2 protein-coding genes are annotated in these 16,768 nt (G+C 74.6%); both read left to right on the plus strand.

The window, feature by feature from the left end; genetic code table 11:
* Window positions 1-2 precede the first annotated feature (2 nt).
* Window positions 3-9,635, plus strand: coding sequence for an SDR family NAD(P)-dependent oxidoreductase (locus tag ACQPXB_RS24665; protein ID WP_432856459.1), 9,633 nt, complete (start codon window positions 3-5; stop codon window positions 9,633-9,635).
* Window positions 9,636-9,658: 23 nt separating this feature from the next.
* The gene (locus ACQPXB_RS24670) at window positions 9,659-16,744 is read left to right on the plus strand and encodes an SDR family NAD(P)-dependent oxidoreductase (protein ID WP_432844586.1); all 7,086 of its coding nucleotides are present in this window, start codon (window positions 9,659-9,661) and stop codon (window positions 16,742-16,744) included.
* The last annotated feature ends 24 nt before the right edge of the window (window positions 16,745-16,768 follow it).

Genomic DNA, 16,768 nt, shown 5'->3' on the forward strand with positions numbered 1-16,768 from the left:
AGATGACCACGCCCAGCGAAAAGGTTGTCGAGGCGCTGCGGGCTTCCGTGAAGGAGGCCGACCGCCTCCGCCGGCAGAACCGGGAGCTGCTGGCCGCGGCGGCCGAGCCGATCGCGATCGTGAGCATGAGCTGCCGGTTCCCCGGTGGCGTCCGGTCGCCCGAGGACCTGTGGCAGCTCGTCGCCGAGGGCCGCGACGCGGTCGGCGGCTACCCGGCCGACCGCGGCTGGGACCTGCGCGCGTTGCAGACGAGCGAGGTCGACGCGCGCGGCAAGGAAGTGAGCCGGCGCGGCGGGTTCCTCGACTGCGTCGCCGACTTCGACCCGGGCTTCTTCGGCATCTCGCCGCGTGAGGCGCTCTCGATGGACCCGCAGCAGCGGCTTCTGCTGGAGACGTCGTGGGAAGCGGTGGAACGCGCGGGCATCGACCCGGTGTCGTTGCGCGGCAGCCGGACCGGTGTGTTCGTCGGGACCAACGGCCAGGATTACGCGTACCTCATGGTGCGCTCACTGGACGACGCCGACGGCAGCGTGGGCACCGGCATCGCCGCGAGCGCCACGTCGGGCCGGATCTCCTACACGTTCGGGCTGGAAGGCCCGGCCGTCACGGTGGACACGGCGTGCTCGTCCTCGCTGGTGTCGCTGCACCTGGCGGCGCAGGCGCTGCGCTCGGGCGAGTGCACGCTGGCGCTGGCCGGTGGCGTGAACGTGATGTCCACGCCGGGTTCGTTGCTGGAGTTCAGCCGCCAGGGCGGCCTGGCGCCGGACGGGCGCTGCAAGGCGTTCTCCGACGACGCCGACGGCACCGGTTGGGCCGAGGGCGTCGGCGTCCTGGTGCTGGAGAAGCTGTCGGACGCGAAGCGCAACGGGCATCCGGTGCTCGCGCTCGTCCGCGGCTCGGCGGTGAACTCCGACGGCGCGTCCAACGGGTTCACCGCGCCCAACGGGCGTTCGCAGCAGCGCGTGATCCGCCAGGCGCTGGCGGCGGCGCGGCTGGAACCGTCCGAAGTGGACGTGGTCGAGGCTCACGGCACCGGCACACCGCTGGGTGACCCGGTGGAGGCCGGGAGCCTGTTGGAGACCTACGGCCGGGAGCGCGAGCACCCGCTGCTGCTGGGGTCGGTGAAGTCGAACTTCGGGCACACGCAGGCCGCCGCCGGGGTCGCGGGGGTGATCAAGCTGGTCGAGGCGATGCGCCACGGAGTGGTGCCGAAGACCCTGCACGTGGGCACGCCGTCGTCCCATGTGGACTGGAGCTCCGGCGCGGTGACCCTGGTGGCCGAGCAGGTGGCGTGGCCGCAGACCGGCCGCCCGCGGCGCGCGGCCGTGTCGTCGTTCGGGGTGAGCGGCACCAACGCCCACACGATCCTGGAGCAGGCGCCGGCGAGCGACCCGGTCGAGACCGAGCCGGCCGGGGGAGTGGTGCCGTGGGTGCTGTCGGCCAAGACCCCGGAGGCGTTGCGCGGGCAGGTCCGCGCCCTGGTGGGCCACGACCTGGGTTCCGCGGTCGACGTCGGGTTCTCGCTGCTCACGGGCCGTTCGGCGTTCGAGCACCGGCTGGCCGCCGTCGGGTCCGACACCACGGCGCTACGGGAGGACCTGGCGCGCTGGCTCAGCGGCGGTTGGGCGCCGGGCGTCACGACCGGGCTCGCGGGGCGGCGGGTCAAGCTCGCCGTGGTCTTCTCCGGCCAAGGGGCGCAGCGGCTCGGGATGGGGCGCGAGCTCTACGGGCGGTTCCCGGCGTTCGCGGAGGCGTTCGACGCGGTCGCGGCGGAGCTGGACCCGAAGCTGGACCGGCCCGTGCGCGACATCGTGTGGGGTGCGGACGCCGGGCTGCTCGACCGCACCGGGTGGACGCAGCCGGCGTTGTTCGCCGTCGAGGTCGCGTTGCTGCGGCTGGCCGAGTCTTTCGGTGTCCGGCCTGACGTGCTGGGCGGGCATTCCGTCGGCGAGATCGCCGCCGCGCACGGCGCCGGCGTGCTGTCGCTGCCCGACGCCTGCACCCTTGTCGCCGCCCGCGCGCGGTTGATGGACGCGTTGCCCGAGGGCGGCGCGATGGTGTCGGTCCGCGCGACCGAGGCCGAGGTGACCCCGGAGCTCACCGACGGCGTCTCGATCGCGGCCGTGAACGGGCCGGACTCGGTGGTGCTCGCTGGCGCCGAGGCCGACGTCACGCGGATCGCGGAGACGTTCGCCGCGCGCGGGCGCCGGACCAAGCGGCTCAGCGTGTCGCACGCGTTCCACTCGCCGCTGATGGACCCGATGCTGGCCGGCTTCCGCGCCGCGCTCGACGGGATTTCCTTCGCCGCGCCGAAGATCCCGCTCGTGTCCGCACTGACCGGCGCTCTCGCGGGTGACGAGATCCGCACCGCCGACTACTGGGTGCGCCACGTCCGCGAGCCGGTGCGGTTCGCCGACGCCGTGGTCGCCGCGCACCAGGCCGGAGCGCGGGCGTTCCTGGAGCTCGGCCCCGACGCCGTGCTCATCGCGATGGCGCGCGAGAGCGTCGGCGACGCGATCCCGGTCGTGCCCGCGCTGCGCCGCAACCTCGGCGAGGAAGAGACGTTCGTGGCCGCGCTGGCCGCACTCCACGTCGCCGGCGCGCGCGTGGACTTGGGCGGGTTGCTGGCCGGAGCCCAGCGGGTGGACCTGCCGACGTACGCCTTCCAGCACGAGCGGTTCTGGCCCGAGTCCGACGTCGAGAAGTCCACCGTGGACTCCTGGCGGTTCCGCGAGGTCTGGCGCCCGGTCACCGCGATCCCGGGCGCGCCGCGTCGGTGGCTCGCCGTCGTGCCCCCGGACGCCGGCGCGTGGGTGGAGCTGGTGCTCGAGGCCGCGGGCGACGTGGTCCGCGTCGAACCGGATGAGCTCGGTGAGACGGATCGTGACGCCGTGCTGTCCTTCCTGCCGGACGCCCCGGCGACGGCCGCATTGCTGCGCCGCGTCGACCTGCCGGTGTGGGTTGTCACGCGGGGCGCCGTCGCGGCCCAAGCCGACGCCGAGGTGACGGATCCGGCCGCGGCCGCCCTGTGGGGCCTGGGCCGGGTCGCCGCGCTGGAGCAGCCGCGCGGGTGGGGCGGTCTCCTCGACGTGCCCGCCGAGCTCGACGACCGGACGATCGAGCTGCTGGCGCAGGCGCTGCGCCAGTCCGAAGAGGACGAACTGGCGGTCCGCCCGTCCGGGATCTTCGGCCGCCGCCTCGTCTCCGCGCCGGCCACCACGGCCGAGGAATGGCAGCCGCACGGCACCGTGCTCATCACCGGCGGCACGGGCGCCCTCGGCGCGCACGTCGCGCGGTGGCTGGCCGAACACGGCGCCGAGCACCTCGTGCTCACCAGCCGCCGCGGGCCGGACGCCCCCGGCGCGGCCGACCTCGCCGCGCAGCTGGAGGCGCTCGGTGCGCGCGTCACGCTCGCCGCGTGCGACGTCGCCGACCGCGACGCCGTGGCCGCGCTGGTCGAACCCCTGCCACTGACCGCGGTCGTGCATGCGGCCGGTGTCCTCGACGACGGCGTGCTGGAAGCCCTGACGCCCGAACGGTTCGAGACCGTGTTCCGGGCCAAGGCGACCTCCGCGCTGGTGCTCGACGAGCTGACCCGCGGCAAGGACCTCGAAGTCTTCGCCTTGTTCTCCTCGGTCGCCGGCACCCTCGGCAACCCCGGCCAGGGCGGGTACGCCGCCGCCAATGCCGTGCTCGACGCTCTCGCCCGGCGGCGCCGCGCCGCGGGACTGCCCGCGACCGCCGTCGCGTGGGGTGCCTGGGCCGGCGACGGAATGGCGAGCCAGGGCGTGGCCGCGGACCGGCACGCCGACTCGACCGCCCTGGACCCCGCGCCGGCCGTCGCCGCTCTCGCGCACGCGGTCACCGAACCCGAAGCCACCGTGGTGGTCGCCGACCTGCGGCAGCCCCGGTTGCTGTCGGCGCTGCTTTCGGCACGGCCCGGCCCGCTGCTCGACGAGCTGCCCGGCGCCCGCGACCTGCGCCGGGAGCAGACGTCCGAACCGGACTTCGGCCGCACGCTGCGCGCACTGTCCGAAGCGGACCGTCCGGCCGCCGTCCTCGAGCTGGTCCGCACCCGTGCCGCCGCCGTGCTCGGCCACTCCGGAGCGGGCGCGATCGGCGCCGACAAGGCCTTCCGTGACCTCGGGTTCGACTCGCTCAGCGCCATCGACCTCAGCAACGCCCTCGGCGCGGCCACGGGGCTCACGCAGCCCTCGACGCTGGTGTTCGACCATCCGACCCCCCACGATCTCGCCGCGCACCTGCTCGCCGAGCTGACCGGCGGCGACGCGGCCGGCAGCGAGATCGTCGCGGCCACCGCGGCCGGCACCGAACCCGTCGCGATCATCGGGATGGCCTGCCGGTTCCCGGGCGGCGTCCGCTCGCCCGGGGACCTGTGGTCGCTGCTGACCGCCGGCGAGCACGCCATCACCGACTTCCCCGACGACCGCGGCTGGGACCTCGCCGCGCTGGCCGGCGACGGCCGGGGCCGCAGCGCCACCGCGCGCGGCGGCTTCCTCGACGACGCCACCGGCTTCGACGCCGGCTTCTTCGGCATCTCCCCGCGCGAGGCGCTCGCGATGGACCCGCAGCAGCGCCAGCTGCTCGAAATCTCCTGGGAGACCTTCGAACGCGCGGGGCTCGACCCCGCCACCCTGCGCGGCAGCCGCACCGGCGTGTTCGTCGGCACCAACGGCCAGGACTACGCGAACCTCGTCACGATGGCCCGCGAGGACATGGAAGGCCACGCCAGCACCGGCCTCGCCGCGAGCGTGGTGTCCGGCCGGCTGTCCTACACCTTCGGGCTCGAAGGCCCGTCGCTCACGATCGACACGGCGTGCTCGTCCTCGCTGGTCGCGCTGCACTCGGCCGCGCAGGCCCTGCGCAGCGGCGAATGCGCCCTCGCGCTGGCCGGCGGCGTCACGGTGATGTCCACGGCCATCGGGTTCGCCGGCTTCACGCGCCAGGGCGGGCTCGCCGAGGACGGCCTGTGCAAGGCGTTCGCCGACTGCGCGGACGGCACCGGCTGGTCCGAGGGTGTCGGCATGCTGCTGGTCGAACGGCTGTCGGACGCGAAGAAGAACGGCCACCCGGTCCTCGCCGTCGTGCGCGGGTCGGCGGTGAACTCCGACGGCGCGTCCAACGGCCTGACCGCGCCCAACGGCCCCTCGCAGCAACGCGTGATCCGCCAGGCCCTCGCGAACGGTGGACTGTCCACTCAGGACGTCGACGCCGTCGAGGCCCACGGCACCGGCACGGTGCTCGGCGACCCGATCGAGGCGCAAGCCGTGCTCGCGACGTACGGGCAGGACCGCGCGACGCCGGTCTACCTGGGCGGCATCAAGTCCAACCTCGGCCACACCCAGGCCGCGGCCGGTGTCGCCGGGATCATCAAGATGGTCCTCGCCCTGCGCCACGGCGTGCTGCCGAAGACGTTGCACGTCGACGCGCCCTCGTCGCACGTGGACTGGGCGGCCGGGTCGGTCGAGCTGCTCACGCGGCAGCGGCCGTGGCCCGAGGTGGGCCGGCCGCGCCGCGCCGGGGTGTCGTCGTTCGGGCTGAGCGGCACCAACGCGCACATCGTGCTGGAGCAGGCGGAAGAAGTTTCGACGCAAGAACAGCGCGCCGAGGACGTCGTGCCGTGGACGGTGTCGGCGAAAACGGCGGCGGCGCTCGACGAGCAGGTCGGACGGCTGCGCGCCTTCGCGGCCCGGGACGGCGCGCCGAGCGCCCTCGACATCGGCGCCACTCTCGCGGCCCGCCCGCACTTCGGCCACCGCGCCCTGCTGCTCGCCGGACCCGACGGGATCACCGAAGCCGGCCGCGGGCTCGCCACCGAGCAGTCGACGGCCGTGCTGTTCTCCGGCCAGGGTTCGCAGCGCCCGGGCATGGGCCGTGAGCTGCACGAGCGCTTCCCGGTGTTCGCCGCCGCGTTCGACGCGGTGACGGCCGAGCTGGACCGCCACCTGGGCCGCCCGCTGCGTGAGATCGTCTTCGCCGCCGACGGCACACCCGAGGCCGGCCTGCTGGCCACCACGGGCTACACGCAGCCGGCGCTGTTCGCGTTCGAGGTCGCGCTCTACCGGCTGCTGGAGTCGTTCGGGCTGCGGGCCGCGCAGTTCGCCGGGCACTCGATCGGCGAGCTGACCGCCGCGCACCTGTCCGGCGTGCTGACGTTGGAAGACGCTGCGACGCTCGTCGCCGCGCGCGCCGGGCTCATGCAGGCGCTGCCCGCCGGTGGCGCGATGGTCGCCGTCGAGGCGACGCTCGACGAAGTGACGGCGGAGCTCGCGGCCGAGGTGTCGATCGCCGCTGTGAACGCGCCCGCGTCGGTGGTCGTCGCCGGGGCCGAGCAGGCCGTGCTGGCGCTGGCCGACCGGTTCGCCGAACGGGGCCGCCGGACCAACCGGCTCACCGTTTCCCACGCGTTCCACTCGCCGCTGGTCGAACCGATGCTCGCCGAGTTCGCCGCGGTCGTGCGCGGACTTTCGTTGTCCGCGCCCGAAATCCCGATCGTCTCGACGCTCACCGGCGAGCCCGCCACCGCCGAGCAGCTGACCGATCCGGCCTACTGGGTGCGCCACGTCCGCGAGGCCGTGCGCTTCGGCGACGGCGTGCGCTCGCTGCGTGCCGCGGGCGCGACCACGTTCGTCGAGGTCGGCCCCGGCAGCGTCCTGGCCGCGCTCGCCCAGCAGAACGTGGACGACGTGACCGTCGTCGCGACCCAGCGCAAGGATCGCGACGAGGCGACCGCGCTGCTCACGGCGCTGGGCCGGCTGCACGTCGCGGGGGTGGCCGTGGACTGGTCACCGCTGCTGGCCGGCGGCCGGCACACCGAGGTGCCCACCTACGCGTTCCAGCACCAGCGCTACTGGCCGACGCTCGCCCCGCTCGTCGCGGACGCCGCGGGCCTCGGGCTGGCCGTCGCCGGGCATCCGCTGCTCGCGGCGGAGGTCCCGTTCGCGGGCTCGGCCGACGCGGTGTTCAGCGGGGTGCTCTCGGCGCAGACCGTGCCGTGGCTGGCCGACCGGCTCGTCGACGGCGAGACGGTGTTCCCCGAGTCCGGCTTGCTCGACCTGTTCGCGTGGGTGGGCGAGAAGACCGGCTGCGACCGCGTCGACGAGCTGACCGTGGCTGCCCCGCTCGTCGTGGACACCGCCGTGGCGGTGCAGGTCCGCGTGGGCGAGCCGGCGTCCGGCCGCCGCCCGGTCACGCTCTACGGCCGTCCGGCCGACGACCCGGAAGCCGCCTGGACGGTGCACGCGCGCGGTCACGTCGCCGACGGTGCCGTGCCCGGGGGCTCGCTCGGCGAGTGGCCGCCCGCCGATGCCGCGGCCGTCGACCTCACGGGGTTCCACGAACCGCACGAGGGCGACCGCGTGGAGCACGGGCCCGCGTTCCAGGGCATCACGGCCGTCTGGTGCCGCCGCGAAGAGGTCTACGCCGAGGTCACGCTGCCCGAAGAGGTCCCGGATGCCGCGGAGTTCGGCTTGCACCCGGCGCTCGCCGACGCGGTGTCGCGGCTCGCCGCGTTCGCGGACCTCGACGTGGAGCCGGACCCGGTGCCGCACGTCTGGCGCGGCTTCACCCTGCACGCCGCCGGGGCGTCGGCGATGCGGGCGCGGCTGATCCGCACGGGACCGGAGTCCGTGGCGCTGGCGCTGTTCGACGTCGAAGGCCAGCTCGTCGCCTCCGTCGACACCTGCGTGTACCGGGCGCTGCCGGAGCCCGAGCACCACACGCACGACACCCGGCACGACTCGCTGTTCCACCTCACCTGGACCCCGGTGCGCGGCGAGCACACCGAGGGCGACCGCTGCACGGTGCTGGGGGCCGACGGTCTCTGCCTCGCCGGCGCGCTGAGCGCCGGCTCCGCCACCGCACTGTCCGAAGTGGACGAAGTACCCGAGGTGCTGCTCGTGCCGATGGCCGGCCTCGGCCCGGACCCGCTCGCCGCCACGCGTGAACTCGGCGGACGCGCGTTGAAACTCGTACAGGAGCTCTCGGCCGAAAAGTACGCCCGCACCACCGTGGTTTTCGTGACGCGCAACGGCGTCGCCGCCGAGGACGGCGACCCCATCGAGGACCCGGCCGCCGCCGCGCTGTGGGGGCTCGTGCGCGCCGCGCAGCTGGAGAACCCGGGCCGGTTCATGCTCGTGGACGTCGACGCCGACCCCGCTTCGGTCGCCGAGGTCGCGAGCGCACCGAAGCTGCTGGCCGTGGGTGAGACGCAGCTCGTGATCCGCGGCGGCGAGGTCCTCGCGGGCCGGCTCGCGCGCCTCGGGGAGACCGCGACGTGGGGCCGGCCCTGGGACCCGGACGGCTCCGTGCTCGTCACCGGCGGCACCGGCGGTCTCGGGCGCGAGCTGGCGCGCCACCTCGTGCGCGAACGCGGCGTACGGCACCTGGTCCTCGCGAGCCGCCGTGGTCTCGAAGCCCCCGGCGCGCCCGAGCTCGAGGACGAGCTGACCCACCTCGGCGCGACGGTGCGCTTCGTCGCGGCGGACGTCGCCGAGCGGCGCGAAGTCACCCGCGCGCTGGCGGAGGTCGACCCGGCCCACCCGCTCACCGCCGTCGTCCACACCGCCGGGATCCTCGACGACGGCGTGCTCGGCTCGCTGACACCCGAGCGTGTCGCCGCGGTGCTGGCGCCGAAGTCCGACGCGGCCTGGCACCTGCACGAGCTGACGCACGGCGCGGACCTGGCGGCGTTCGTCGTCTACTCCTCGATCGCCGGCACGATGGGCAGCCCCGGTCAGGCCAACTACTGCGCCGCCAACGCCGCCCTCGACTCGCTCGCGGCCCACCGCGTGGCGCACGGCTTGCCCGCGACGTCGCTCGCGTGGGGGCCGTGGACCGAGACCAGCGGCATGACCGGCACGCTCGGCGAGTCCGACCGGCGCCGCATGCGCTCGACCGGCTTGCCGACGCTGGAGGTGGCCGAAGGGCTCGCGCTGTTCGACGCGGCCGTCGCCTCGGGGGCCGGCCGGATCGTGCCGCTGGCCGTCGGGCGGGGCGGGTTCGCGAGTGTCGAAGGCGAGGTCCCGGCTGTGTTCCGCGGGTTGATCCGCGGCACCCGACGGCGGGCGGCGGCCGCGCGGGCGGTGCCGCGCGAGTCGCTGGCCGAACAGCTCACCGGGCTGCGCGAGAACGAGCAGACCCGACTGCTGGTGGACCTCGTCCGCACCGCGGCGGCGGCCGTGCTCGGCCACGACAGCGCCGAGGCGATCGACGCCGGGCAGGAGTTCCGCGAGCTGGGCTTCGACTCGCTCACCGCGGTGGAGCTGCGAAACCGCCTCACGGAGGTGGCCGGCACCCCGCTGCCGTCGACGCTCGTCTTCGACTACCCGACTCCGGTGGTACTCGCCGAGCACCTGCGCGAGGAGCTCACCGACGGCGCGGCGCCCGAGGCGGCGCTGGACGCCGAGCTGAACCGGCTCGAAGCGAGCCTGCGCGTGGCGGCGCCCGACGGCGTGACGCGCGGCGGCATCGCCGCCCGGCTGCGCCGGATGCTCTCGGCGCTCACGGAGACCGAAGAGGCGGAAACCGGCGTCGCCGACCGGCTCAGCGACGCGAGCGCCGACGAGGTCCTCGACTTCATCGACCACGAACTGGGCCGGCTGACCGACCGCTGACCCGCGCGAACGCCCACAGGAAGGTGCGCACCATGCCGGAGGACCGCAAGCTCGTCGACTACCTGAAGTGGGTCACGGCCGACCTGCACCAGACGCGGCAGCGGCTGGCCGACGCCGAGGCCGGCCGGGGCGAGCCGATCGCGATCGTCGGCATGGCCTGCCGGTTCCCCGGCGGTGTCCGCTCGCCGGAGGACCTGTGGCGCCTGGTGGCCGACGGCGCCGACGGCATCGGCGAGTTCCCGGCCGACCGCGAGTGGAACCTGGCCGTGCTCGCCGGCGACGGCCGCGGCCACAGCGCCACCGACGTCGGCGGGTTCCTCTACGACGCGGCCGAGTTCGACGCGGCGTTCTTCGGCATCTCGCCCCGCGAGGCCACCGCGATGGACCCGCAGCAGCGCCTGTTGCTGGAGACGAGCTGGCAGGCGTTCGAACGAGCCGGCCTCGACCCGGAGACGTTGCGCGGCAGCAGCACCGGCGTGTTCGTGGGCACCAACGGGCAGGACTACGCCGAGCTCGCGCTGGGTGCCGGCGAGGACGTGGAAGGCCACGCCGGCACCGGGCTCGCCGCGAGTGTCGTGTCGGGCCGGATCTCCTACGTCTTCGGGCTCGAAGGCCCGGCGATGACGATCGACACGGCGTGCTCGTCCTCGCTGGTCGCGCTGCACCTGGCCGGGCAGGCGCTGCGCAGCGGCGAATGCACGCTCGCGCTGGCGGGCGGCGTCACCGTGATGTCGACGGCCATGGGCTTCGCCGGCTTCACCCGCCAGGGCGGGCTCGCCGAGGACGGGCGCTGCAAGGCCTTCTCCGACGACGCGGACGGAACCGGCTGGTCCGAGGGCGTCGGCATGCTGGTCGTCGAGAAGCTCTCCGACGCCAGGAAGAACGGCCACCCGATCCTCGCCGTCGTCCGGGGTTCCGCGGTGAACTCCGACGGCGCGTCCAACGGCCTCACCGCGCCGAACGGGCCGTCGCAGCGGCGCGTGATCCGGCAGGCGCTGGCCAGCGGCGGCCTGTCTGCTCAGGACGTCGACGTCGTCGAAGCGCACGGCACCGGCACCGTCCTCGGTGACCCGATCGAGGCGCAGGCCGTGCTCGCCACCTACGGGCAGGAGCGGGAGACGCCCGTCTACCTCGGAGCCGTGAAGTCGAACCTCGGGCACACGCAGGCCGCCGCCGGCGTCGCCGGGATCGTGAAGATGGTCATGGCGCTGCGGCACGCGACCTTGCCGAAGACGCTCAACGTCAGCACGCCGTCGTCCCATGTGGACTGGTCGGCCGGTGCCGTCGAGCTGCTCACCGAGCAGCGGCCGTGGCCCGAGGTCGAGCGCCCGCGCCGGGCCGGGGTGTCGTCGTTCGGCATCAGCGGCACCAACGCGCACGTGATCCTGGAGCAGGCACCGGATCCCGAGCCCGCCGAGGTGCCGGCGCGACCCGCGCCCGCCGCGGTGCCCTGGGTGCTGTCGGGCCGGACACCCGCCGCGCTGAAAGCGCAGGCGAAGCGGTTGCACGGCGTTGCCGGGGACGCCGATCTGCTGGACCTGGCCCATTCGCTCGTGACCACGCGGTCGGCGTTCGCGCACCGCGCCGTGGTCGTCGGGGCGGAGCGGGCCGATCTGACCGGCGGCCTGGCCGCCATCGAGGAGGGGCGGCTGGCTCCCGAGGTCGTCGAGGGCGTGGCCGATGTGTCGGGCAAGACCGTGTTCGTGTTCCCGGGCCAGGGCGTGCCGTGGACGGGGATGGGCGGGCGGCTGCTGGACGAGAGCCCGGTGTTCGCCGCGAAGATCGCCGAGTGCGCCGAAGCGCTGCGCCCGTACGTGGAGTGGGACTTGGCCGAGGTGCTGCGCGGCGGGCCGGACGCGCCGTCGCTGGAGGGCGTCGACGTGGTGCAGCCGGCGTCGTTCGCGCTCACCGTCGCGCTGGCCGCGGTGTGGCGCTCCTCCGGGATCGAGCCCGACGCCGTGGTCGGGCACTCGCAGGGTGAGGTCGCGGCCGCCGTCGTCGCGGGCGCGCTGAGCATCGCCGAGGGCGCGCGCGTGGTGGCGCTGCGGGCGAAGGTGCTCACGCGCACGATCGCCGGCCGCGGTGGCATGCTCGCGATTCCCCTGCCGCTCGACGAGGTCGAGGAGCTGCTGGCCGACACGCCGATCGCGGTCGCCGCGGTGAACAGCTCCGGGTCCGTGTCGGTGTCCGGTGAGCTCGGGGCCCTCAACCGGCTGTTCGACGACCTCAGGGCGCGCGACGTGCGCGTGCGCCGGATCTCGATGGGCTACGCGTCGCACTCGCCCGAGGTCGAGGTGCTGCGCGACGAGCTGCTCGCCGAGCTGGGCGAGGTCACCACGAGCACCCCCGAGATCCCGATCTACTCGACGCTGACCGGCGCGAAGCTCGACGAGCCCATGACCGCGGACTACTGGTACCGCAACCTGCGCGGCGTCGTGAGGTTCGAGGACGCCGTGCGCGCGCTGCTCGCGGACGGCCACCGCGCCTTCGTCGAGACCAGCGGCCATCCGGTGCTGACCGCCAACGTCACCGGCGTCGTCGAGGACACCGGGACCACTCGCACTCTTGTCACCGGCACGCTGCGCCGTGACGACGGCGGCCTGGTCCGCGCGCTCAAGTCGCTCGCCGCCGCGTACACGCGGGGCCTGCCCGTGGACTGGCGGCCGTTGCTCGACGGCGCCCGCACGATCGAGCTGCCGACGTATGCGTTCCAGCGCGAGCGCTACTGGCCGCGCAAGGCCGCGATGACCGGCGACGTGACCTCGGCCGGGCTGTTCCCCGGCGCGCACCCGCTGCTCGGTGCGACGGTGGCGCTGGCCGGGTCCGACGGTGTCGTGTGCACCGGCCGGATCTCCGCGCGCACGCACCCGTGGCTCGCCGACCACACGCTCGGCGGCGTGATCCTCTTCCCGGGCACGGGTTTCCTGGAGCTCGCCGTGCGGGCCGGCGACCACGTCGGCGCCGGGCGCGTCGAGGACCTCACGCTGGCGGTGCCGCTGGTGCTCGGCCCGGAGGACGCCGTGACGATCCAGGTGAGCGTCGGCGCGGAGGATGAGCAGGGCGGGCGCCCGGTGACCGTCCACTCGCGACCGGCCGACGACCCGGACGCGGCCTGGACCGAGCACGCGAGCGGCCTGCTCACCGAGGACGCACCGGCCGCCGCCTTCGACGCCTCGGTGTGGCCGCCCGAAGGCGCTGAATCCGTCGATGTGACCGGCTTTTACGAGAACTCCTCCTACGGCCCGCTGTTCCAGGGCCTGCAGGCTGTGTGGCGCCGGGGCGACGAGGTGTTCGCCGACGTCGTCCTGCCCGGCCGGGCCGACGGCGCCGACGCGTACGGCGTGCACCCGGCCCTGCTCGACTCCGCACTGCACGCCGCCACCTTCGTCGGCTCGGGTGCTGCGCGCGGCCGGATCCCGTTCGCGTGGAGCGGTGTCACGCTGCACGCGGGCGGCGCGTCCGCGTTCCGCGTGCGGTTGGCCGGCGACGACACCGGCACGATCACCGTGGCCGCTGCCGACGTGACGGGCCGTCCGGTGCTGACTGTCGAAGGTCTCGCGTTGCGGGCGGCTTCGGCGGCCCCGGCCGCGAAGCCGGACGTCGCGGGCGAATCGCTGTTCCGGCTCGACTGGGTGCCGGCCGAGGTGCCGACGGTCGCGGGCGGGCGCCGCTGGGCCGTGGTCGGGGCCGACCCGTTCGGCGTCGCCGACGAGGTGGTGGTCGCCGGGGAGATCGTGTCGGGCTATGCCGAGACGCTCGCGGGCACCGTCGCCGGCACGAGCGCGCCGGATGTCTGCCTCGTGCCGGTCACCGGCGCCGAAGGGCCGGCGGCCGTGCACGAGTTGACCGCCCGGGCCCTCACGGTGCTGCAGGACTGGGCGGCCGACGACCGGTTCACCGACACGCGGCTGGTGTTCGTCTCGCGCGGCGCGGCCGCCGCGGCCGCAGGCGAAGCCGTGCCCGACCCGGCCGCCGCCGCGGTCTGGGGCCTGGTGCGCTCCGCGCAGGCGGAGCACCCCGGCCGGTTCCTGCTCGCCGACATCGACAGCGCGACGACCTCGCTCAGTGCTCTCGCCGGCGCCGTCGGGCTGCTCGACAGCGGCGAGACGCAGGTCGTGCTCCGTGACGGCGCCGTCCGCGTGGGTCGCCTCGCGCGCCTGGCGACGGGCACAAGCCTCGTGCCGCCGTCGGGTGGGGTGCCGTGGCGGCTCGCCACCACCGGCAAGGGCAGCCTCGACACCCTGGTCCTCGAACCTCGGCCCGAGTTCCTCGACGAGCCGGCCGGGCGCGACGTCCGGGTACGCGTGACGGCCGCGGGCATGAACTTCCGCGACGTGCTCAACGCACTCGGCATGTACCCCGGCGAAGCGGGCGCGTTCGGCGCCGAGGCCGCCGGCGTCGTCGACGCGATCGGCCCGGCCGTGACCGACCTCGAGGTGGGCGACCGCGTCTTCGGCATGCTCGGCGGCGGTTTCGGCACCCACGCCGTGGCCGACGAGCGCTTCCTGGCCCGCACACCCGACGCCTGGTCCGAAGTGGACGCCGCGTCGGTCGCGCTGGTGTTCCTCACCGCCTACTACGCCCTGGTGGACCTCGCGAACCTGAGGCCGGGGGAGTCCGTCCTGATCCACGCCGGCGCGGGTGGCGTCGGCATGGCCGCGATCCAGCTGGCGCAGTACCTGGGTGCCGAGGTGTTCGCGACGGCGAGCGAGTCCAAACAGGACACGCTCCGGGAGCTCGGGATCGCCGAGGACCACCTGGCCTCCTCGCGCACCACCGAGTTCGAGGAGAAGTTCGCGCGCGCCACCGGCGGCCGCGGCGTGGACGCCGTGCTCAACGCCCTCACCGGCGAGTTCCTCGACGCGTCATTGCGGCTGCTCGCCGACGGCGGCCGGTTCCTGGAGATGGGCAAGAAGGACCTGCGCGACCCCGCGACGCTGGGTGATATCGCGTACCACCCGTTCGACCTCGGCCAGGTCGACCCGCACCGCGTGCAGGAGATGCTGCAGAGCCTGCTCGCGCTGTTCGCCGAGGGCGCGCTCGAGCCGCTGCCGGTCCGGACCTGGGACGTGCGCGACGCGCGGGAAGCGTTCCGGTTCATGAGCCAGGCCAGGCACATCGGGAAGCTCGTGCTCACCGCGCCGCCCGCGTGGAACCCCGAAGGGACGGTCCTGATCACCGGCGGCACGGGCGTGCTGGGCGGCCACGTGGCCCGCCACCTGGTGCGTGAACGCGGCGTGCGGAACTTGCTGCTCGTGAGCCGCAGCGGCGCGGACGCGAACGGTGCCGACGAACTGCGGCAGGAGCTCGCCGGCGCGGGCGCGGCCGTGCGGATCGCCTCGTGCGACACCTCCGATCGGGACTCACTTGCCGAGCTGCTGGCCAGTGTGCCGGTCGACCATCCGCTCACCGCGGTGGTCCACACCGCCGGGATCCTCGACGACGGGGTGATCCCGTCGCTCACGCCGGATCGCCTGAGCGCCGTGCTGCGGCCGAAGGCCGACGCCGCGTGGCACCTGCACGAGCTCACCCGCGAGAGCGACCTGGCCGCGTTCGTCCTGTTCTCGTCGTTCGCCGGCGTGAGCGGCGGGCCGGGCCAGGGCAACTACGCGGCGGCCAACGTCTTCCTCGACGCCCTCGCCCAGCACCGCGCGGCCCTCGGCCTGCCCGCGACTTCACTGGCCTGGAGCCTGTGGGCCGAGTCGAGCGGCATCACCGGCAAGCTGTCCCGCGCGGATGTCGAGCGCATCGACGCCGCCGGGCTGCCGACGATCGGCACCGGACAGGGACTCGCGATGTTCGACGCCGCCCTCGCGGCACGCGAACCGCTGATCGCGGCCCTGCGCGTCGCCGGTGGCGGCAAGCCGCAGGGCGAGGTGCCGGCGTTGCTGCGGGGACTGGTGAAGACGCCGCGCAAAGCGGCGGCGAAGGCCTCGTCGTCGACGTCGTCGGTCCGCGACCGCCTGGGAGGACTGGACGCGGCCGCCCAGCGGCAGCTGCTGCAGGACCTGGTGTGCGACTTCGCCGCGGCGTTGCTCGGGCACCGCGACGCGAGCTCCGTCGACCCCGAACGCGACTTCCTCGAGGCCGGGTTCGACTCGCTCATCGCGGTGGAGCTGCGCACGAAACTCGGCGAGGCGACGGGCCTGCGGCTGCCGTCCACGGCGGTGTTCGACAACAAGACCCCGGCCCGGCTGGCCGAATGGCTGCGCGACGAGCTGGCCGGCTCCGTCACGGCCGCCAACGCGCCTACGCCCGGCACCGCGACCCCGGTCGCCGGCGATACGCTGGACCGGCTGTTCTTCCGCGCCGCCAACGGCGGCAAGCTCACCGAAGCGCTCGGCATGCTCAAGGCCGTCGCGGCCATCCGCGACACCTTCGAGACGCCGGCGGAGCTCGAGGACCTGCCCGAGGCCGTCACCCTCGCCGACGGGCCGGCCTCGCCGCGGCTGATCTGCATCAGCTCCCCGGTGGTCACCGGCGGCGTGCACCAGTACGCGCGGATCGCGGCGCACTTCCGCGGCAAGCGCCACGTGTCCGCGCTGCCGCTCGTCGGCTTCGCGCTCGGCGAGCCAGTGCCGGCTTCGGCGACGGCGGCCGCGCGCGTGGTCGCGGAAAGCGTGCTGCACGCCAGCGACGGGGACCCGTTCATCCTGGTCGGGCACTCGTCCGCCGGCTCGCTGGCCTACGCCGCCGCGGGCGTGCTGGAGCAGACGTGGGGCGTGCGCCCGGACGGCGTGGCGCTGCTGGACACGCTGAGCATGCAGCACCGCGCGGGTGAGAACGTCGACTTCGTGGAGACCACGCGGTTCTACCTCGCGGAGATCGAGAACCCGACCGTGACGCTCAACAGCGCCCGGCTCTCGGCCATGGGCCACTGGTTCAGCAAGATGGCCGACCTCGAGACGCCGAGGACGACCGCGCCGACGCTGCTCGTGCAGTGCGCCGTGGACCTCTTCGGTGACGAGATCGAGCACGACCAGGACGACCTGCTCTCCCGGGTCCCGGCCGACGTCGTGACGACGGTCGCCGCCGACCACTTCTCCCTCGCCAAGGAGGACTCCGCCCTGACCGCGCAGGCGGTCGAGGAGTGGCTCAGCACGCTCTGAGCCGCGCTACCCCAGCTCGGGCCT

This window comes from Amycolatopsis sp. CA-161197 (assembly GCF_050942255.1).
In the GTDB taxonomy this organism is placed as follows: domain Bacteria; phylum Actinomycetota; class Actinomycetes; order Mycobacteriales; family Pseudonocardiaceae; genus Amycolatopsis.